Genomic DNA, 21,069 nt, shown 5'->3' with positions numbered 1-21,069 from the left:
CTTATTGTTTCATGACATCAGCAACACACCGAAATCCAATATAGACCACGGCAATATCCCCCAGCTTTGATTCTATATCAGCCTCCTGTTGTCTATCAGGGCCATACCACCAAGATGCCCCGCGAGTAATGTATCCGCCATTGCGCTCAGTGGAGGTCCACTCCCATACATTGCCGCCCATATCCAATAGACCATTGACACCTGCTTTAGTAGTGCTGGATGTTACATGACCTGTACCGCGGTTTAGGGCGCCAACAGGAGCAAGGCCCTTGTAGTCACCACAGCCACTTAAGCAATGAGAAACTGCCGCAGTACTGCCACCCGGAAATGGGTATCGTTGTCCTTTAACGAAACCCGCAGGCGGATTAGCTCTTTGTTCAACAAATGCGGCTGCTGTCCACTCTCCATCGGTAGGTAAACGCTTCCCAAAATAACGACAGACAGATGTGGCTTCAGATTGATTGAGGTGAACTGCTGGCTCAGCATCTTTTGCAAGAACGCCGTAAGGAGTTTTCCAAGTCCAGCCCGGTTTCTTTATAAAGCCAGACTCATAAGAGAGACCTCCTCCATTCTTCTCAGCTTGGCTGATAAATCCAGTGGAATTTGAAAAAGTCTTTACGTCAGCAATGGTCATCTCGGTTTGATCCCAGATGAGATTACCAATCTGCACTGTTGGTATAGATGATGCAGGAGCACTTTGGCTAGGTGAAGACCTCAACATGAAATACGCCGCAATCGCTGTCAGCATAAGACCAAAGAAAATGGAAACGATATCGAACTTTTTCATCAACAACACCTCAGATATAAAAAACTCCGTACTAAGAGTCTTAAATTAGAGTATACGATGGGAAAAGACCGGCTACATTAATAAAGATCGATGCAGGTCATAGTGATAACTGAATCCTAACAAGAGTTCAAATAGTGAAAAAGCACCTTAGTAATTATAAAAAAATAAATCTACTCTGCTAGCTACCAATTCCTTAATTTCAGTTGGACTTAACCTAGCCAGCTCCTCATAAATTTCTTTTGAGATCGAGGAAAAAATATGAACGACTTGAGGATCAAAATGCGTTTCGGTTTCTTGATAAATGATGTTCATTGATGTTTCATAATCAAAGACTTTTTTGTAGGGCCTTTCAGAGCACAGCGCATCAAAGGAATCTGCCACCATAAATATTCTGGAGGACATTGGAATATCGGAGCCGCTAACTCCCTTGGGATATCCAGTTCCATCCCATTTTTCATGATGATTAGCAACGATCTCTTGGGCTTTGGAGAGCCATCCGATATGTATTACCATTTGCTCACCATGAGTAACATGCGTTTTCATGATTTCCCACTCAGCATCTGACAATGCCCCTGGTTTGAGCAAGATAGAATCTGGAATAGCGACTTTGCCAATATCATGCAAGAAACTTCCCGTAATGAGAGACTGCATTGCAGTCCCTGCATATCCCATCTCTTCAGCGATTCGAATAGCGACATAGGTTACTCGGTAGTTATGCGCGCCAGTTTCAGAATCCCTTTTAGCGACCATCTGCCCCAGCGCTTCCATCATCATGATGTGGGAGTGAATTACTTCGCGCTCTTTTAATTTATTTGCATCAATTATATTTTTATTCCAAGTACTGATATTAGAAAAATAATTTCGTAGCTTCCAGATGCTAAATAAAACAATTAGGGAAAGTGATAAGAAAAGGATGATGAGCGCATTCAATGACAAAGTGCTTAATATTTTCTGTGAGTCTATTTTGGAGGCTTCTACCCTCACCCATCCAATATGAATACCTCGAATAATTGGGTACCAAGAAACTAAACCAATTGCCTCGCTCTCATTGAATGGCTTGACTGCTCCATCCTCTAGGGTCGCGAACTTACTACCAAAGTCTAGATTGTGACGCATTCCAATACCCGCCCTTTTCAAATTGATAATCGCTTTTCCAGTCTTGTCTGTTATTGCAGCAGAAAGGAGATTGCTATTGGAGAGGGCATAACGAAGGTTAACCTCAAGAGCGGCATAATCTTTAGTAATAAGATTTTCTGCTACGGCATTAGCCAGCCCCTCAGAAATATTTACCCCAGACTCCCTAAATGAACTTTCAATAACCTGATTAATGCTCATCGAGGTCCAAAAACTGCTGGCAAGGATTAATGTAAGAACGCACAAGCCCAGCCAAATAAATAATTTAGGGTAAGGGGGCGGCTGAGTATCCTGATTACTGGTTTTCACTACTAACGGCAAACTTTTCTAATATCAATTTATCAATCGGCATATAGTCTTTACGGTAGTCGACAGCTATAGGATCTGGAATTTGCACATTATTTAATATCTCTGTTAAAGCCGGATCATTTTTCATTGAAAGAAATGCATTCTGAACAGCTTGTTGGACACTAGGTGGCACTCGGGGATTGGCAATAAATGGATGAGGCATAAACATGGGCGTTTTATATAAAATTCTCAACTGATTTTTTATTTCATCCGGCTCCCTAAAAAAGGTGTTGTTTACACCGCCTCCTGCAGGAACATCACCAGTCATGACAGACCAATACACATTTTTATGTGACTTAACGTATATTGGCTCAAATTTAATCCCCTTTTGCATTAAGAAAGACCGAATTAATAAGGAGGCAGCAAAGGCATTGGGTGCAGGAAATGCTATTTTCGAATGATTTAAATCCTTCAATTCATTGATCTTGCTATCCGCCCTCACAACAATTAAGCCATCTAATTTATTTTTTCCATCAGCAATCAAAGGGACATATTGATGAGCTTTAAATGCCATGACCGCATGGTATGGGTTAACAAATGCAAAATCCGCTTTTCCATTTAGTAACTGTTTTTCGAATATAGGAATAGTTGCTGGCACAATCAACTCAAAACACTGGTTTGATCTTTTACCTAAAGACTCTAACAGCGGAACCCAATAGCTGTAGAGCTGTGATATCGCCGTTTGAGGAACAACATAAACCGAGTATGATTTTTTAGCTACTATATCTCCAATGCACTCACTATGGGTCAAGAATGGAGTCCATAAAACGAGTACTACAAAGAAGTTAAAACAAATTTTTTTCATATCACTATTTAAATTGCATTGCTGTCTCATCGCATAATGACTCGTCTATAGTGAAATGACGACCTGAATACTGCAAAATAAGCATGCTAAATGCAATACATTAGCAAGACAACACACTCTGAATCAGACCTTGTGCGGCCGCCCAGTTAAGTAAACCCGCATCAGCAGCAAAATCCTAATGCAGATAAAAAATGGTCCAACTATCTCGATACATATTTTTAATTTCTTTGAAATTTTCACTCTCCAATACAAACGCTTCTACGATCGGCGGATCAAAAGCAATATTTTTATTTCTAATAATATCTTCTACTGCGTGTTCATGTGTCCAAGATTTTTTATAAGGACGAACAAATACCAAGGCGTCATACATATCGGAAATCGCCATAATTCGAGCAGAAAGTGGGATAGACTCGCCTGATAATTCTGCTGGATAACCCTTACCATTCCATTTCTCATGGTGACTGACTGCGATATCTGCTGCCATCCTAATGGCCTCATTTTGGAATTTACCATTCCTCATGTTTCATTGCAAAATGCTAGAGCCAATTGAAGTATGTGTCTTCATGACTGCACACTCTACCTCCGTTAAACAACTTTGTTTTCTAAGTATGGAATCGGGTATAGCCACTTTTCCAATATCATGCAATGGTGCAGCCCGGCACATATTCTCAATAAAAGAATCATCCAGTTGATCTAAATAAAACCCTATCTGTAATAAGCGAGTTACTAAAGCCAAGTTATATTTTTTGGTTCTAATGAGGTGCTCACCAGTCTCATCATCACGAGATGCGGCCAAAGCAACTAGCAAGTCAATCGTTTCATCTTGACTTAAGTTAATTTGTTTTTCAGTTTCTGATACCTTCTTTCGGCTAACTTTAATTGATTATTGGATGTATTAAGAAGTATTTTTCCTGCTTCTAAACTATCTTCAACTAGCCCTGCATCCTCAGTGGTCATCAGTAAATTTGACTTACTAAACTTAACTCGATTTCCACCCTTGGACTTAGCCTCATACATTGCAGCGTCAGCCTGATATATAAGCTCGATTGAATCAGGCTGCTGACCAAAAAATAAGCTCGAGCCTAAGCTTGCACTACAGCCACACCGAATGAAATTACCTTTAGTTTTGCCATCAAAAATAGGAACACTATAGAGAGCACTTAAAGAATCTCTGATGTTTTCTGCTATCTTTTGCAATTCCATTTTCGCGTCGTCTTTATTGGCGCTTAGATCTCCTAGCAATACAATAAATTCATCCCCACCGTATCGCGATGCCGTATCTGTTTGGCGCAAACATTTTTTAATCCGTTTAGAGGCTTCTACCAGCAACCAATCCCCCGCTAAATGACCATATTCATCATTAATCACTTTAAATTTATCTAGATCAATAAATATCAGGGCTCCATAATTTTTCTTGCGCGAACTGATCAGCATCGCTTGGCTCAAGCGATCCATAAATAGGCGCTGGTTAGGCAATGAAGTCAAATCATCAAAAAAAGCAATTTTTTCGATGTTAGCTTGACGTGCTCTAATTTTGGATATGTCCCAATTGGTTCCAATCATCTTTTTAGCAACACCCAAAGCATCTTTAATCACTATGGCATGTGCACAAATATCTCGAATGGTTTGATTTGGCAAAACTACCCTAAATTCAGAATTAAATACTCCAATCTCGATGGCATTACGGATATCCTCATCAGCTCTTAAGCGATCTTCGGGGTGGACTGCTGCTTGCCAAGCATCATAAACATTGGGAAAATTCTGCTCAGATATCCCATAGAGCTGATACATCCCATGGTCCCAGGTCAAAACGTCATTTACTATGTCCCATTCCCAAATTCCAATACCGCCTGCTTGCATGGCCACCTCAAAGGACTGTTGCATCTTTGAGTTAGCTAATTCAGCCAATTTACGCTCAGTAATATTGCGCTGGATAGCTACCCAATGGGTAAAGCACCCACTTTCATCGGCTACTGGGAAAATATTGAGGGACTGCCAAAATGCCTCTCCATTTTTTTTATAATTGAGTACATCTTCACAAATGGGTTGCCACTTTTCTAAAGTAGCGCGAATCCGCTTTGAAGTTGCTTGATCTGTTTTAGGTCCATGCAAAATTCGTGGGGTTTTTCCAATTACCTCTTCTACGCTATACCCCGTTTCCCTGACAAAGGCCTCGTTGACATAAACAATTCGAGGTCCTGGTTTATCGATGGGACTAGCTTCGCAAATCACAATAATGTCACTGGAAGAATTGATGACCTCTAGAGCAAGCTTAAGAGCTATTTGATTATGCTGAAGATCATCCATAAGTAACCGAAATGAAAAGGTGAAAGTAAGTTAAGTTAATAATCTACTTAGACAATCATGAATAATGATTTAGATAAGTCCAAGCTAAATCCTGCTAATGAAGACTAAAAAAAAGCAATCTTGAATATAGGACGGGAGTCTAATTACGCCCCCACAGTTCATAGCTCACTATATCTAGCTCACCCCCTCCCGCCATCCTCTTATAAAGTGGTATACATAATAAAATTACAACTTTAAAGTGGGGAAATCAAATAAATGCGGATCAGCACATTCATTTAGACCCATTTCCCTGACTTAAGCTGCTTCAGATAGATAGAGGTAGCCGGGTTTTGCTTGACCGGCAATATCATATAGTCCGCCCATGTCAACTAAAGTAATGAACCTCTGATGAATCTGAATTAAGCCTGCATCTGAAAATCTGGTAAGTGCTCGGCTGATTGTTTCAATCTTGACCCCAAGATAGCTAGCAATTTCTTCACGACCCATTGGTAAAATAAATTGCCTGTCTTGATAGCCCCGCAATGCAAGCCTTAATGACAAATGAATTAAAAATCCCGCCAACCGCTCTATTGCATACAGACTACCCAAATTAAGAAAGTGGCGCTGATCTTGAGTGAGTCCACGACTTAAAATTCGATGAAATTGACCTTGTAAAGCGGGAATTTGAGTAGTGAGGGCCTGAAACTCTGCAAATGGAATCATGCAAATTTCACTATCCTCAAGCGTGATGGCATTTGATTGATAGCTGCTCTCATCAATACCTTCTAAACCAAGCACTTCTCCTGGAAGATAAAATCCCATCACTTGATGCCGACCGTTTACTAAGGAATACTCCGTCTTTATTGACCCAAATCGCACGCTAAAAATAGAATTAAATTCCTCCCCTTGCCGATAGAGATATTCCCCTTTTTTTAAATGAATGCGCTCTTTAACCATATCATCTACTCGAGGCAGACCTTCAATTGCAATGCCCGCTGGCAAACAAAATTGTGTGAGCACACAAGTCGAGCAGCCCATCCCAAGGCGGGCAGTTGACAGCATATCCATTGAACGAGCCTAACTTGCTTAGATTGAAATTTGACTTAATATTTAATGCATTCCCATGGATTGGCTATCCGAATACTGCAAAAAGGGCTTAATAAATGTAATGAGAGAAGCCATCTTTCGACAAACTTCATTGGGAATAGCTTGCCCGCCCATCCAACTCACGTTGATTTTAAATACGCTCTGAATGATGATGTATTTTCACACCTTTAAAGTGCAATAAATAATATAGTTACACTTTGAGCGTGTATGCTACAGAGAGCCCCCCCCTTAATATGAAATAATATTAAAAACCACACTAAATGTGGACTCTTATACAAGGTAGCCATGACTGATGAAATTAAACTAATTCAATCCAAGCTTGTTTTACTTGAAACTGAGGTGAGTGACTTACGTCAAGGCTACATCATCATTAATCGGCGTTATACCAATGCGCTGACAACCCTTAAAGAGCTCACTGGCCACGCCTCGGAATCAGCCAAACGATCTGCTAATGCGGCTATCAAAGCGGCAGATGCAGCCAGAAATGCATCTACTGCGGCCACTGAAGCGGCGGCTCTATCAGTTTTAAAAGCGGCAGATGCAGCGGCAGATGCAGCGGCAAGCGCCGCCGAATCTGCGATCGAAGCAGCTGCAGCAGCAGCGGCGGCAAGTGCAGCAGCAGCAGCTAGTGTAGCCGAACAAGCCGAGGAATCCTGCCTAATAGCCTCAGCTCAAGCTGCAGAAGCGACGAAAATTGCGACAGAGGCAGCGGCTGAAGCCGTTAAATTGTCAAACCTAGCTACTGATGTAGCCAGATCTGCTCGCATAAAAAATAGTTTAAGCTAATGACGCTTCCAATAGTTCAGAACACTTAAAAATCCGAATTTTTTATGCCCCCGAAACAAGCGTTGCGAGATTCTTTTTCACTGTCCCTCGTGAATGCCCTTGCCTTGCGATACCGAGAAATACCTTCAGCTGCTTTTGTAGCCAAGGAGTTTAATCTACGCACATCTACATCAGAGCCTATCACCCAAGAGTCAGCCCGACGCTGGCTTAGAGGCCTAGCAATCCCTGAACTGGATAAGCTATTGGTGCTGAGATCTTGGTTAGATCTGGACTTAAATGCATTGGGGATGCCCAGCGTTGAGGCGGTGGAAAAGAGAAATGCTGAATTAAAAGGTAGTACCTTCGAAAAACAAGAAGAATTTATTAATACAACCAAATCCATTAAAGATGCCTTACAAGTGCTCATGAAGGAAGTTCAACTCTTAGAAGAAAAACTGGCATAGGAAAATTAACCTGATGATTGCTATGCCAAAAAAGCTAAGTATATTTTTTTATCCGAATACTATTACCCCCGTCTTAATGTGTCTGACTTGAATATAAAGACCATTCTAATTTACTAATGCAGCTTATTCAAAACTCAAAATCTCATTTATCGGCTTTAGCTTTTGGTGATCGGTCAACGCACATCGATGAGTCCGTTTACGATATGCGGGAGCGATTAAAGTTCATTGTCACTGGGCTCATAGAATATGAATCCCTCATTGACGACAAATTATTTCGTCATCATTCATCCCTACTCACTATCAATGGGATGAAAATTGCTGCTACTGCCAGCACCCCCATACGCTCTAAGGTAGGAAAAACAAATAAAACAACCCTCATCATCCCTCTTTCAGGGGAGGGCGAACTGATTGTAAATGGCCGTGCTCTTCAATGGCGCGCCAGCAGTAAAGCAGTTTTTTTACCAAATTGCGGGGGGAGCTCTGAGAGCACAAACCGATCTGTTCTTATGGTCGATCTTGATCCCATCAGACTTGAGAAGGTTGCTCGCACCATGCTGGGGGTCAGTCCTGACTCTATATCCTTGATGAATTTAGATATTCCACGAGAAATCGACTTGCAGGTAGGTCGCGTCTCCTTTGAAGCAGTCTTTCGGCAATTGGCCAACTTGCTTGATCAGTTCTCTTTACAGCCAGAATTACTAAATCAATCTGGCATTGATGATACTTTTTATAGAAACATCGCCATGATGTTGTGCCCTAACCTATTTTTAGACGCATCAACCTCAACCCCCAACCGCAAATATGCTAGGCGCTTGCTCGATCGAGTCTGCCAATATATTCAGGCGCACTTAAATCAACCCATTAACCTCACTGATCTAGAGCGGGTCAGTTGTATGTCTAGGCGTAAATTGCACTACGCCTTCCTTAAGCGTTACAACTGCACGCCCATGCAGTGGGTTAGAGCCGAACGCTTGGCATTAGTACACAACCAACTGAACCGTGGCATCCCGGGGGATAAGGTAACTACTATTGCTTTAGACTGCGGATTTAATAAGCCAGCTGCTTTTGCAGATTACTACAACACACGATTTGGTGAGATGCCATCGGCAACGCTCGCGCGCGCCCAAGCACGCTAATCCCAATACCCAGCATTTTGCATTTTTAAGCGCATCCTTGCGCTTTTAAGGTCGCCACCCCTCAAGCCTCCCATCAGAATTAAGGCTAGTTTTTAAAGCTCAATCAAGAATATCTTTCCTTGATTGATTGCCAATTTCTATTCTGTAAAGTGTATTGCCAATTTAATGCATAGGAAAAAATTATCTTGTTTATTGCCGCCCCTAGTCTTTGGAGGGCGCTCTGCAAAAATTGACGACTCTGTAAATGAGATGGAGGATCGTCTTCACGAAGTGATTTCTGGTTTGAAGGAGTGTGAGTCCATTGCCGATCATGGGGTATTTCAACATCAATCCTGCTTGCTCAATGTCAACGGCATGAAAATGGTCGCAACAGCAAGCACCCCTGTCAGATTTAAGATCAATCCGAATGAGGACACCACCCTCATGATTCCATTTTACGGGCAAGGAAACTTCATCATTGATGGGCGGCTAATCCATTGGCAGTCTGGTGTAAACGCATTATTACTGCCTAATAGCACTGGGAGCGGTGAAAGCGCTTTGCAATCAGTACTCATGCTCAATATTAACCCCCAAAAATTAGAGTCAATTGCGCGCAGCATGCTAGGCATGAACCAACATTCTCAAAATATATTGGATTTACATGCCCCCCGAAAACTCAGTCTGCAGGTTGGTCGATTATCTTTTGAAACGGTTTTTAGGCAATTGGCTAACTTACTAGACCAATTTTCACTGCAGCCAGAATTACTGAATCAAACAGCAATAGATGACAACTTTTATCGTAATTTGATAGTCATGTTACAACCCGAATTATTTCTAGATGAGTTAAGTAGCACCCCAAGCCGAAAATATGCAAGGCGCTTACTCGATCGGGTCTGTGATTACGTGCAAGCCCACTTAAACCAACCCATTACTCTGAGCGCATTAGAGCGTGTAAGCAACATGTCCGCTCGCAACCTGCACTACGCATTTTTAAAACGCTATAACACTACGCCCATGAGATGGGTTCGTACGGAGCGCTTGATGATGGCGAATAACCACCTCACCAGTGCCCCACCTGGTACTACCGTTACCGCTATCGCCCTTTCCTGTGGATTTACCAAGCCGGCCGCATTTGCAGCCTATTACCAACAGCATTTCGGTGAACTGCCTTCAACAACCTTGGCGCGCACGCTTGCCCGATAGAGATTACAGAGAAAATGTGCATTTTTAGACACACTTTTTCGTTTATTAGGAGTTACAAAAAACCTACCTTCAACACAATTAAATATAGCACCCTAACTGATTTGACATAGAAATGACGTTTCTTATATGTATTTATTAAAAGTAATTTTGCACTTTTTAGATATGTACTGCATTTTTAAGGTCGCTAAAAAAGCTTGTTCTTAAGAAACTGAAGTCCATTTTAAAAACAATGTTTGCCAACTTGGAGAAATAAATCATGGTATCCCCCAAAAAAATTGATTATCGAATTCAGCGTCAATCTGCAAGGCAATGGCGTAGCCTATTGGCTGCTACAGCCCATGGTTTATCCAGCCTGACAGAATTAAAAAATCCCCACGCTGTAATGCATGGTATTGGCATGCAATTTGGCTCGCAAACTACATTACCCGCCTGCGAAACCTTAGGTGACTTACAAGCAGCCATGTGCTCAGTATGGCAGGACATGGACTGGGGTTGGGTGGAGCTTGAGGAAAACGATGGCACTTTAAGAATTACCCATCACAGCTCAACTAATGGCAATTTACGCAACGGTGCATTTGGTTCTGAAACCCCATTGTGGGTCACAGCATTTTTAGAAGGTACCTATCAAAAATGGCTTGCCGCAATGGGCGCTAATGACTCTTTGTGCGTTCGTCAAATCTCAGAAACCGATGAATTCGGAAGTACGGAATACCAGCTCAGCATGTAGTTTTCCACGGATACATCGAATATATTTGAGCCCCGCAAAAGGAATTACCCATGAAACAAATAAGTGATGTTGAGAGTTTATATAAGACGATTGAACAAAATCCAGAAGGCTATCAGGAGATAGTTAAGACTGAACAAGCTAATCTGTCTCTTGGGCGCTGGCCCCTAATCTCCGCAATTCACGAAATGGATAATTCTAAGGAAGCCCACACAATCCATCCCAAAGCGGCCATAAAGTCTGCACAAGTACCCCAACGTGTAGTGGAGCAAATCATCACTCAAACAGTTTTGACTACAAAAGAAGAGATTAGGGTGACTACGGATGAAGAAGTGATGGCCGTTGAGCCGTTAGCTACTCAGCCTCTACCAGTAAGTCCAATTTTAGAGACTCAAGCGATTAAGCCGGTCCAATTAAATAAGGCACTGAATGCCTTAGTAGTGGATACCGCCCATATTAAATCAGCCTCATCTGAAAGCATTAGCTCTCTATTCAAAAGGTTGAAACGTTCGTGAAAATACTATCTATTGTCTCTGCTAAGGGTGGGGTCGGAAAAACAACCATCAGTGCCAATCTCTGTTCAGCACTACGAAGTCGGGGTCATACAGTGTTTGCCCTCGATTTAGATCCTCAAAATTCCTTGCGCTTACATTGTGGCATTCCCCCATCGCATCATGCGGGGGTAGCATTAAGCACGCTTAGTGCTAGCAATTGGGCAAAGGCAATGGTTCAGGGTAATACAGGGTGCGTTGTTCTGCCCTTTGGTCACGTTAGCGAAAGTGAGCGTATTACTTTTGAGAGTGCGCTTTCTAAAGACCCCCTCCTACTTGACCAACAATTGAGGTCGCTCGGTTTACCTCAAGATGCCATTGTCATTATCGATACGCCGCCAGGGCCTTCAGTTTACTTAAAGCAAGCCTTATCAGTCGCCAATATTGCCATTGTGGTCACTTTGGCAGATGCAGCTAGTTATGCAACTATTCCCATGATTGATAGTTTGATTGAGCAGTACTGCTTCAATCGTGCCGACTTTATTGACTATCTGTATGTTATTAGTCAACTCAATCGCTCACGGCAACTTTCCAGTGATGTTGCAGACATCATGGCTCTACAGTTTTCCAATAAAAATATTTCCATTGTCCACCAAGATCAATCTATACCAGAGGCGCTTGCTTGCAATCAAGATGCATTAGCTTATGCGCCTGAGAGTCAAGGTGCACATGACCTCATTGATTTTGCTATGCTAATCAATACCATTCTAAATGATGGATATCGCGCACCAAAGAATGAGAAATTATCTTGAATAATTTTGTCAATTCATCCTCTATTCTAAAAAGACTCGGCAATCATGTTTTAGAGTTACGACTTTGGAAATATCGGATAGCCACTTATAGCATTGCCTTGTTTGGCGCATTTGCTATTTATATCGTCATTAGCACACCCCTCACCCTATCTGAGCAAGCCGTTTTTGCAATTCTCGCATTTGGCATCGCATTAGTGATTCGCACCTTACCTTGGGGGCAGGCAGGCATCATCCTCATGATTGTCATCTCTCTAATGATGTCTCTGCGTTATATGTACTGGCGCTTAACCAGTTCCGTCGATTTTGATACAGCACTCGATGCATTTTTAGGTTGGGGCTTGGTATTAGCAGAAATCTATGCCTTGATTGTTTTGATATTGGGTTATGTACAAACTGCAATGCCCTTAAAACGCAATGCAGTGATGATGCCAACCGATCAAACCCACTGGCCCACTGTTGATGTGTTGATTCCGACGTATAACGAAGATCTAGACGTAGTGCGGCTGACTATTTTGGCCGCACTATCGATGGATTGGCCAGCTGACAAGCTGCGAATTTATCTTTTGGATGACGGTCGCCGTGAAGAGTTTCGTGAATTTTGTCATGAAGTGGGTGCAATTTACCTGACACGCGAAAACAATCATCATAATAAAGCGGGCAATCTCAATGCTGCATTAAGTCAGATCAATGGGGAATATGTGGCCATTTTTGATTGTGATCATATTCCCACTCGATCTTTTTTACAGCTCTCAATGGGCTGGTTCCTCAAAGATCCGAAGTTGGCAATGGTTCAGACGCCCCACTTCTTCTTTTCACCCGATCCCTTTGAGAAAAATCTCGATACCTATCGCATCGTTCCTAATGAAGGCGAACTGTTTTATGGCTTAGTACAAGATGGCAATGATTTATGGAATGCCTCATTCTTCTGTGGGTCTTGCGCTGTTCTGAAGCGTGAATCCCTCATGGAAGTTGGTGGTATTGCGATTGAAACCGTGACTGAGGATGCCCATACCGCTTTAAAGTTAAGTCGTAAGGGATACAACTTAGCGTATTTAGCAGTTCCCCAAGCTGCAGGCTTAGCAACAGAGAGTCTTTCACGACATGTTGTTCAACGAATTCGTTGGGCGCGTGGTATGGCTCAAATATTTCGGGTAGATAACCCTTTGCTAGGTCGGGGCTTAACTATTTGGCAACGCCTTTGTTACACCAATGCCATGCTGCATTTTTTCTATGGCTTGCCTCGTCTCGTATTTTTAACGGCGCCATTAGCCTACCTACTGATGGGCGCCGAAGTATTTAGCTCAACTGCCATTATGGTGGTAGCTTATGCTTTGCCGCACATTGCTGTCGCGAGTATGACCAACTCAAAAATCCAGGGGCGATTTAGACATTCCTTCTGGAGCGAGGTTTATGAAACCGCTCTAGCTTGGTATATTTTTCTCCCTGTTACCTTAGCGATGATTAATCCTAAATTTGGTGCATTTAACGCAACCTCTAAAGGCGGAATTGTTGAAGAAGAATATGTCGACTGGAAATTAGCTAGGCCCTATATATTCTTGCTTGCGCTAAATCTGATGGGATTTTTGGCTGGTGTAATTAAATTAGCCACGAATGATGGAGATACTGGAACCCTCGTTATCAATTTGGTATGGGTAACTTACAACATCATCGTTATTAGCGCTAGTGCCAACGTTGCGAAAGAAACGCGACAGCTACGCGCAACTCCCCGTGTTAATGCTAGCTTACCAGCCACTATCCTACTTTCCAATGGCAAGACCATTGTTTGCGAAACAAGTGATTTCTCTCGAAACGGTCTTGGCTTAAAACCACTAACAGCCGTAGAAATTCCGGTAGGCGAGCAAATATGGGTTTCTATTTTCAGGGGGGATAAAGAGGCTGTGCTCCCTGGGACCGTTTCCAAAGGGGGCAAGTCTATTGGGGTCTTATTTGAAAACCTATCAGTAGAGCAGCAACGCGAGCTCACCCAAATGACATTTTGTCGGGCAGATAACTGGGTAAACGCCTGGGGACAAGCCGCAAAAGATGCCCCTTTGCGCTCATTAAGAGAAGTGTTGACCTATGGCGTCTTTAATTTAGCGCCATTGTTAAGAGATGCCAGTAGAGACATTTATCTAGCGATACGCGCAAGGTCAACTCGCATCAAACTCAAAGCTTAGTGAAAGAACCCATGGTCAATAAAATTACAGGGTCACGAAAGCTCCCATTTGGAAAGCGCATCCCAGCTTTAGCGCTTGTCATTACAATGCTATGCCCCACCTTATCGGCGAGTGTCTCGTATGCAAGCCCAGTAGTTTCTAGGAAAAAAAACTAAAGATATCGTCCCTATTGTTCACGAGCAAGTTAACTCTACTACTTTGAGTTTGAAGCAACTAGGAGCACCAAATGCCATCCAATTATTAGGTCAAGACGGTCGAAATTTTATCAATTTTAATGTTCGAAATAATGAAGTGGTATCAGAAGCAAAACTCAAGATTTCCTATAAGTATTCTCCTGATTTATTGCCAGAACAATCTCAAATTAATATTTATCTTAATGGAGAGTCATTAAGTGCTATTGAGATATCTAAAGGTCAAGGCAATCAAGATTTAGAGGCTGTTATTACCATACCGCCAGAGCTCTTTTCTGAAAATAACCAATTTACTTTTCAGCTTATTGGGCACTACGCATCAGATTGCGAAGATCCAAAAAGTCCAAAATTATGGGCTAACATCAGCAATCAGAGCACACTAAGGGTAACTACTTTACCCTTAACCCTTCCAAATGAGCTTGCGAATTTTCCAATCCCATTTGCCAGTAAAAATGATTCAAGAAAACTGGTTTTGCCTTTTATTTTTACTGCAAAACCAAGCAACACCACATTAGAGGCGGCTGGCATCCTCTCCTCATGGTTTGGTTCAATCTCAAACCAATCCGAATCCCAATTTCCAGTAGCAATGAACAATATTCCCAGCACTGGGAATGCTGTAATTTTTGTTGAATCCCCCTTATCGATGCCTGGTATCGCTTTGCCCGTTATTACTGGCCCAATGGTATTTATTACCAGCAATCCAAAAGACCAGTATGGAAAATTGCTATTTGTCATGGGAAGAGATAGCGCTGAACTAAAGCAAGCAAGTATTGCTCTAGCTCTTGGCGGCCAAAATTTAGCGGGGCAATCTAGCGCCTTAATACCGGCGACTACTCTACCCATTCGTAAGTCCTATGATGCGCCAAATTGGTTGAGTTCTAATGGTCCAGTTCAATTAAGCAAACTTAATGGTGATACGAAGTCATTAGCAGATCAGCCGCAGTCTGAGAAAACCACTACTTCATCTAATGTCCAAATTCCACCAGCCCTATATAGCACCAATGGGAAAGGTATTCCGCTTCATTTGGATTTTAGCTATCAAAATCAAGCTGGCAACAATAATGCCGTCTTATCAGTTACTTACAAATCTCAGCTTGTAAAAACGATTGCGCTCCCAATGCAAGGTGAGTGGACATCTAAAATCAGTAGTGCAATCAAATCTTTGGCTCAAACTATAGGCTTACCCATAGAAACTGATAGTTTGATTACAAAAAAATCCACTGTCTTTATTCCGCAAGCCATGATTTATCCAAGCCCCGCGGAAAAATCGATCGTCAATAATGATCAAGCGAATGTAGCATCATTTCTACTTACTGAATTTGCCCAGTCTTCCAGCAAACGATATGACTGTTCTGACACGAGCGATCAAGGAAAAATTGATGCAACTATCAATCCCAATTCTATGATTGATATCTCAAGAATGCAGCATTTCATTCGGATGCCAAATTTAGCGGCATTTAGTAATAGCGGCTTCCCTTTTTCTCGTCTAGCGGATCTATCTGAAACTGCCGTTGTTCTGCCGGATAATCCCAATGTATACGACTACTCCGCTTATCTTGCTGCATTAGGTCGCACTGGAAGACTAACTGGCTACCCAGGAACGTCGATAACCGTTACCAGCATTGGTGAAATCGGTTCTGTAAAAGAGAAAGATCTTTTGGTCATCACTTCTGGAAGTGAAAGTCAGCCACTCCTCAAGCAATGGGAAAGCAGTATTCCAATCAACAATCACAGTATTTTCAAAATACCGAACAGTTTAAAAGATATTGGAGGCTGGTTTAGCTCTAATACTCACTTTGATATTTACCAAAATACCTTTATTGCAGGATTCAAATCACCATTACAAAGTAGCCGTAGTGTTGTTTTAATTTCCAGCTTTAACCCTGAAAAGCTAACAGCTATCGCTGCATCTTTAGATGGGTCAATGGGTCCTATTTTTGGAAGTTTGGTGCGCCTAAATGAAGACCAAATAGAACTGGTTTCTGATCAGCAGAATTACCATTCAGGGTCCTTACCTTGGGCAAACTATCTCTCTTGGCTCTTATCGGAATATCTCTCTTTATTCATACTATTTAGTGTGATAGCAGCTCTAATACTGTCACTATTAATGTACGCAGCATTAAAAGCCGTGCGAAGAAAGCGTCTGCAATCATGATATCTCGATTTAGCGCACCCTTTCTAACTTTGCCTTTGAAGGCTAAGCGCAATCTCTGGATTGCTAAAAGATGCTTATCTATAGGCTTATTCATTTTTGGCGTATTACAAAGCCCTACTGTCTCGGCCGCACTGAATTGTGAGCCAGTTTCTTGGGCTCTCTGGAATAGCTTTAAGAATTCATTTATTGAAGCAGACGGACGAGTTATAGCAGGAGCCGCTCCACAATTTCAGAGTTTTTCAGAAGGTCAATCCTATGCAATGGTCTTCGCTTTAATTGCTAATGATCCGAAAACCTTCGATCTACTATGGCGCTGGAGCATGGTGAACTTAGCCAACAATAATATTGACTCTAGATTGCCTGCTTGGACTTGGGGGAAAGCAGAAGATGGCACATGGAAAATACTTGATGAAAACTCCGCATCTGATGCAGATATTTGGTATGCCTATGCATTATTAGAGGCCGGCCGACTTTGGCAGCGTAGCGACTATATAGCTGATGCAAACAAAATATTGGCCCTAGTTGAAAATAAATCCATCGTTATCCTGCCGGGACTCGGCAAGATGCTGCTGCCAGGACCCTTTGGATTTACCCTCTCCTCGGATCAATGGCAACTCAACCCTAGTTACCTGCCGATCCCCGTTTTAAGAAGGCTCGCTCTAAATAATAACAAGGGGCCCTGGTCTGAGATTGCAATCAATACAGACAAGATGATTACAGCTTCCAGTCCAAAGGGGCTTGTACCCGACTGGATAGATTACCAAGCGCAATCAGCTGATACAGGGAAATTTATCATTGATGCCACCAAGGGTGACCTTGGAAGCTATGACGCTATTCGAGTGTATTTGTGGGCAGGAATGACCTCCTCACAAGATCCACTTGCAAATTCAATAATAAATTCCCTTGCTGGAATGAATAAAATTATTCAGGTCAGCGGTAACCCACCTGAGAAGGTGAATACCTTAACGGGCAGTAGCTCAGGTATCGCACCGCTCGGGTTTTCAGCTGCTGTAGCTCCCTTTCTTAAGGCCAGTAAGAAAAATGTTTTATTGAAATCACAAACAGAGCGAGCACAGCTCTTGCAGTATTTAAGCCCTCCACCCATCTACTACGACTATGTGCTGAGTTTATTCGGTATGGGATGGATTGAGAATCGCTATCGATTTTCAAGCAATGGTCAAATTAATTTAAATTGGAATCCAGTATGTACCCCAAAAATAAGTTAGTACTATTGGGATTGGCTGCTAGTCTTATGCCCGTGTTTGTAATGGCACAAGGGCAAGACGAGGCCAGTAAAAAACTCATTGAAAGCGCTCGCTACTGGCAATCTAAAGAAAATTATGCGCGGGCGGCTACTGTTTGGAGTAGGGCATTAATGAGCAACCCAAATGAAGTCGAGGCTCTATATGGGGTTGCCCTGGGTCAACTCGCAAAAAATAATATTACTGGAGTCAATGAATCACTTGATAAATTGAAAAAGCTAGACCCTAACAGTCGCTTTACAGCCCTTTTAGAGCAAGATATTTATTTAAGCTCCAAGACAAATGTTCAACTTCGAGAAAAAGCTAGACTTCTTGGGGAAGAAGGAAAAATAGATGAAAGCGTAGCTCAATATAACCTTCTCTTAAATGGAAGAGTACCTCAGGGTAATCTTGCTCTCGAATATTACATGCGCTTAGGCTATACCGATAACGGCTGGTCAAATGCAATAGCAGGTTTAGAGCGAATCTCAAAACAGTCCCCAAATAATGTTGAAATCAAGTTGCAATTAGCAAAATTAATGGTTTTGAAAGAGAATTCACGCCTTGATGGATTAGTGCAGCTCTCCAAATTATCAAAAGATCCTTCTGTTGGTTCTGAAGCCAACGAATGGTGGAGGACGGGATTGATTTGGTATAAAGTGCCAAGATCAAATGCATTCCCTATTTTTGAAGCCTATTTAAAAGCTTATCCAGATGATGCTGAAGTTCGGGCGCTACTGAATGCAGGCATCAAAGAACAATCATCTAACGTAGCCACAGCTCAAAATAATAAGGGAGTAGGAGGCGGTGACGATAGTAGTTTACGAGCTTCGGATGCATTTGAACTTGCTAAAAAATCTCTAGCAAACGGAGACGATGTTGGCGCTCGTGCTGCTCTAGATAAATCACTTAAATTAAATCCCGATAATCCATGGGCTAGACTTGCTCTTGCACGTCTTTACATCAAGTCTGGACAAGAGAGAGCCGCGAAAGATTTGATGTACACGATGCCATATCGCAGCTCCAATGATCAGGCAAATATTCTTTTTGCATCAGCCATCTTTTCCACTGATTTACAAAATTGGAAGCAAGCTCAAGTATTTTTAAGCAAAATACCAAGCAAAGATCGCACAAAAGACATGCAGGATTTACAAAGCTCCTTTCAGGTGCGTGAGCAAATTGATAATGCACTTACCCTCTCAAAACAAGGAGATAAACCAGCCGGATTAGCGCTCCTGAATCAAATAGAGCCAGTAGATTTAAATAACCCAGCTTTGTTAACCTTGCTTGCAAATGCTTATGTTGAATTAAATGAGCCTAACCGAAGCCTCAGACTAATACGTCAGGCTGTTGCCAAAAACAATCCACCTAAAACTGATGATCTTTTAGCATATGTGGCAATTTTACTCAGGACTAAAGAGGATGCAGAGGCTGCCACTGTCCTAGCTACCTTACAACAACGTAAATTAACTGTAGCAGAACGTTCAAGCTTTAATGATCTCTTGTTTACGTATTCCCTCCAACAGGCTGATCAGCTTCGAGTTCAAGGTAACCTAGTTGCCGCTGAAGATAGGCTTGCACCCTTGCTTATTCAACGCCCAAATGATCCACTAGTAGTCGGATCATTAGCAGCGGTATATCAATCTTCAGGTCAGAATAAAAAAGCTCTCGACTTATATCAACAGCTCATTCTGAAGAATCCATCTAACATAGATATTCAGTTAAGTGCCGCCCGCCTCGCTTTACAAATGAATAATTCTGAATATGCTAACGCGCGTTTGCAAAAAGTTCTCACGCTTGCCCCAAAAGATCCAGATGTTATTGCATCAGTAGCTCGCATTTATCGTGACGAAGGAAAGACCCGAGAAGCAGAAGCTCTTTTTGAGCGCTCCCTCTCTTTGATGACTGCATCAGCAAATAACTCCCTTGCAGCAAATCTAAATCAGCAACTGGGCACCAAGCAATTTACAGGTAACTCAGTACCAACAGTAAAAGATTCAACTGTGCCACTGCCAGCTTCAAGTGTAACGGCATCATCTAATAATTCATCAAATACTGATACTGTTTTTTATCAAGGCTCTGTCACGTCAGAATCCCAACGTTTGGTAATGGCAGACCTGAATGAAATAAAACAAGAGCGTAGTGCGACTGCTACATTGGGCACACAGATCCGCAGCCGAAACGGAAATTCAGGAACAAGTAAATTAACAGATATTGAGACACCGCTTGAAATCCGTATTCCAGCAAGTGATGGCAAAGCGATTGTGCAAGTAACCCCTGTTTCCCTCAATGCAGGTTCAGTTAATGCGAGTTTCTCCAGCCCCACCCCTTTTGGCACTAACAATATCACTTCGCAATCTCAAACAGCTACAGGTGTAGGTGTAGCTGTTGGCTATGTAACAAAGGGGGTTGCCGTAGATGTGGGTACAACACCAATTGGATTTACATATAGCAACTTAACAGGTGGCGTTAAAGTAGACGGGGCAGTAGATGACGCAAAAACGCTATCTTATTTGGTAAATGTATCAAGTCGGCCGGTAACGGATAGTCTCTTATCTTTTGCAGGTACCAAAGCAAATGGCTCTGGTAATCAATGGGGCGGCGTGATGGCCAGCGGTGGTCGATTTGGATTATCAAAAGATTTAGGCGGTTATGGATTTTATGGCTCTGCTGGGTTTTACGCAGTTAACGGTCACAATGTTGCGTCTAATAACCGTAGAGACTTTTCTGCGGGTAGTTACATCAATATCTATAAACGACCAGATGCGGAGCTAACTGCTGGTTTGAACTTAAGCAATCTCAGTTATCAACAAAATTTAAGCAACTTTACCTATGGTCAAGGAGGCTACTTTAGTCCACAACAATATAATGCTGCAACAATTCCAATTATATGGTCGGCTATATCTGAGAAGCTAAGCTATCAACTTAAAGCTGCAGTTGGCTATCAAGGCTACTCCCAAGACTCGTCAAATTACTTCCCAACCAATGGAGCATTGCAAGCTGCGAGCGGCAATCTCAAGTATGCAAGTCAAACATCGAGTGGTGCAGCTTATAACTTAGCTGCTGGAAGCGAGTATCAAGTTGCTCCCAAATTCTTCTTAGGAGGAACTGCGCAAACAGACAACACTGCTACCGGAACATACCGTCAATGGGGTGCCGGAATTTACTTGCGCTATAGCTTTGAATCCATCAATGGCCTAATGCCACTGCCTCTTAAATCATTTACATCGCCTTATGGTTTGTAATTCACTCATTCACTTGCTT

18 protein-coding genes and 1 pseudogene are annotated in these 21,069 nt (G+C 42.2%); 11 read left to right on the top strand and 8 right to left on the bottom strand.

Annotated features, from left to right (window positions below):
* Position 1: 1 nt before the first annotated feature.
* From CBI30_RS07505 to CBI30_RS07475, 8 genes and pseudogenes are all read right to left on the bottom strand, one after another.
* Complete coding sequence (locus CBI30_RS07505; RefSeq protein ID WP_088527696.1) at positions 2-787, bottom strand: formylglycine-generating enzyme family protein; 786 nt, start codon at positions 785-787, stop codon at positions 2-4.
* Positions 788-934: 147 nt separating this feature from the next.
* Positions 935-2,122, bottom strand: a complete 1,188-nt coding sequence (locus CBI30_RS07500) for an HD-GYP domain-containing protein (protein ID WP_088527695.1) — start codon at positions 2,120-2,122, stop codon at positions 935-937.
* A 94-nt stretch (positions 2,123-2,216) separates the two neighbouring features.
* Positions 2,217-3,074 (bottom strand): phosphate/phosphite/phosphonate ABC transporter substrate-binding protein, encoded by an 858-nt coding sequence (locus CBI30_RS07495; RefSeq protein ID WP_161492286.1) that lies wholly within the window; start codon positions 3,072-3,074, stop codon positions 2,217-2,219.
* 175 nt (positions 3,075-3,249) lie between these two features.
* Complete coding sequence (locus CBI30_RS07490; RefSeq protein ID WP_161492285.1) at positions 3,250-3,558, bottom strand: HD domain-containing phosphohydrolase; 309 nt, start codon at positions 3,556-3,558, stop codon at positions 3,250-3,252.
* A gap of 39 nt (positions 3,559-3,597) precedes the next feature.
* Positions 3,598-3,870 carry an HD-GYP domain-containing protein gene (locus CBI30_RS07485; RefSeq protein WP_143744374.1) on the bottom strand — a complete coding sequence of 91 codons (273 nt, stop codon included), beginning with the start codon at positions 3,868-3,870 and terminating at the stop codon, positions 3,598-3,600.
* Between the two features lie 32 nt (positions 3,871-3,902).
* Positions 3,903-4,982: a sensor domain-containing diguanylate cyclase gene (locus tag CBI30_RS07480; protein WP_240553535.1), complete on the bottom strand. Its 1,080-nt coding sequence runs from the start codon at positions 4,980-4,982 to the stop codon at positions 3,903-3,905.
* Positions 4,983-5,381: pseudogene (locus CBI30_RS11440) on the bottom strand (PAS domain-containing protein); the annotation flags it as partial.
* 294 nt (positions 5,382-5,675) lie between these two features.
* Positions 5,676-6,317, bottom strand: coding sequence for a helix-turn-helix domain-containing protein (locus CBI30_RS07475; protein WP_240553534.1), 642 nt, complete (start codon positions 6,315-6,317; stop codon positions 5,676-5,678).
* 435 nt (positions 6,318-6,752) lie between these two features.
* Between CBI30_RS07475 and CBI30_RS07470 the strand changes: the two genes are divergently transcribed.
* The 11 genes from CBI30_RS07470 (at position 6,753) to CBI30_RS07420 (ending at position 21,050) form a co-directional block, all read left to right on the top strand.
* On the top strand, positions 6,753-7,253 hold the full coding sequence (locus tag CBI30_RS07470) for a hypothetical protein (protein WP_088527689.1): 501 nt from the start codon (positions 6,753-6,755) through the stop codon (positions 7,251-7,253).
* Between the two features lie 44 nt (positions 7,254-7,297).
* On the top strand, positions 7,298-7,696 hold the full coding sequence (locus tag CBI30_RS07465) for a hypothetical protein (protein ID WP_143744373.1): 399 nt from the start codon (positions 7,298-7,300) through the stop codon (positions 7,694-7,696).
* A 116-nt stretch (positions 7,697-7,812) separates the two neighbouring features.
* Complete coding sequence (locus CBI30_RS07460) at positions 7,813-8,832, top strand: AraC family transcriptional regulator (RefSeq protein ID WP_088527687.1); 1,020 nt, start codon at positions 7,813-7,815, stop codon at positions 8,830-8,832.
* 165 nt (positions 8,833-8,997) lie between these two features.
* Positions 8,998-10,014: an AraC family transcriptional regulator gene (locus tag CBI30_RS07455; protein ID WP_088527686.1), complete on the top strand. Its 1,017-nt coding sequence runs from the start codon at positions 8,998-9,000 to the stop codon at positions 10,012-10,014.
* Positions 10,015-10,270: 256 nt separating this feature from the next.
* The gene (bcsD, locus tag CBI30_RS07450; RefSeq protein WP_088527685.1) at positions 10,271-10,741 is read left to right on the top strand and encodes a cellulose biosynthesis protein BcsD; all 471 of its coding nucleotides are present in this window, start codon (positions 10,271-10,273) and stop codon (positions 10,739-10,741) included.
* 50 nt (positions 10,742-10,791) lie between these two features.
* Positions 10,792-11,253, top strand: coding sequence for a BcsR/BcsP family cellulose biosynthesis protein (gene bcsR, locus CBI30_RS07445; protein WP_088527684.1), 462 nt, complete (start codon positions 10,792-10,794; stop codon positions 11,251-11,253).
* Positions 11,250-12,041, top strand: a complete 792-nt coding sequence (bcsQ, locus tag CBI30_RS07440; protein ID WP_161492284.1) for a cellulose biosynthesis protein BcsQ — start codon at positions 11,250-11,252, stop codon at positions 12,039-12,041. Before bcsR ends, bcsQ begins: the two co-directional genes overlap by 4 nt.
* Entirely contained in the window at positions 12,038-14,218 is a 2,181-nt protein-coding gene (gene bcsA / locus CBI30_RS07435) for a UDP-forming cellulose synthase catalytic subunit (protein ID WP_240553533.1), read from the top strand. The genes bcsQ and bcsA overlap by 4 nt, the downstream gene beginning before the upstream one ends.
* A 198-nt stretch (positions 14,219-14,416) precedes the next feature.
* Entirely contained in the window at positions 14,417-16,564 is a 2,148-nt protein-coding gene (gene bcsB / locus CBI30_RS07430; protein ID WP_276207148.1) for a cellulose biosynthesis cyclic di-GMP-binding regulatory protein BcsB, read from the top strand.
* Complete coding sequence (gene bcsZ / locus CBI30_RS07425; protein WP_088527680.1) at positions 16,561-17,790, top strand: cellulose synthase complex periplasmic endoglucanase BcsZ; 1,230 nt, start codon at positions 16,561-16,563, stop codon at positions 17,788-17,790. The genes bcsB and bcsZ overlap by 4 nt, the downstream gene beginning before the upstream one ends.
* Positions 17,769-21,050, top strand: coding sequence for a cellulose biosynthesis protein BcsC (locus CBI30_RS07420; RefSeq protein ID WP_088527679.1), 3,282 nt, complete (start codon positions 17,769-17,771; stop codon positions 21,048-21,050). The genes bcsZ and CBI30_RS07420 overlap by 22 nt, the downstream gene beginning before the upstream one ends.
* The last annotated feature ends 19 nt before the right edge of the window (positions 21,051-21,069 follow it).

The organism is Polynucleobacter aenigmaticus, assembly GCF_002206635.1.
In the GTDB taxonomy this organism is placed as follows: domain Bacteria; phylum Pseudomonadota; class Gammaproteobacteria; order Burkholderiales; family Burkholderiaceae; genus Polynucleobacter; species Polynucleobacter aenigmaticus.
The sequence above is the reverse complement of the archived record's forward strand: the minus strand, read 5'-3'. Positions and strand labels throughout refer to the sequence as shown.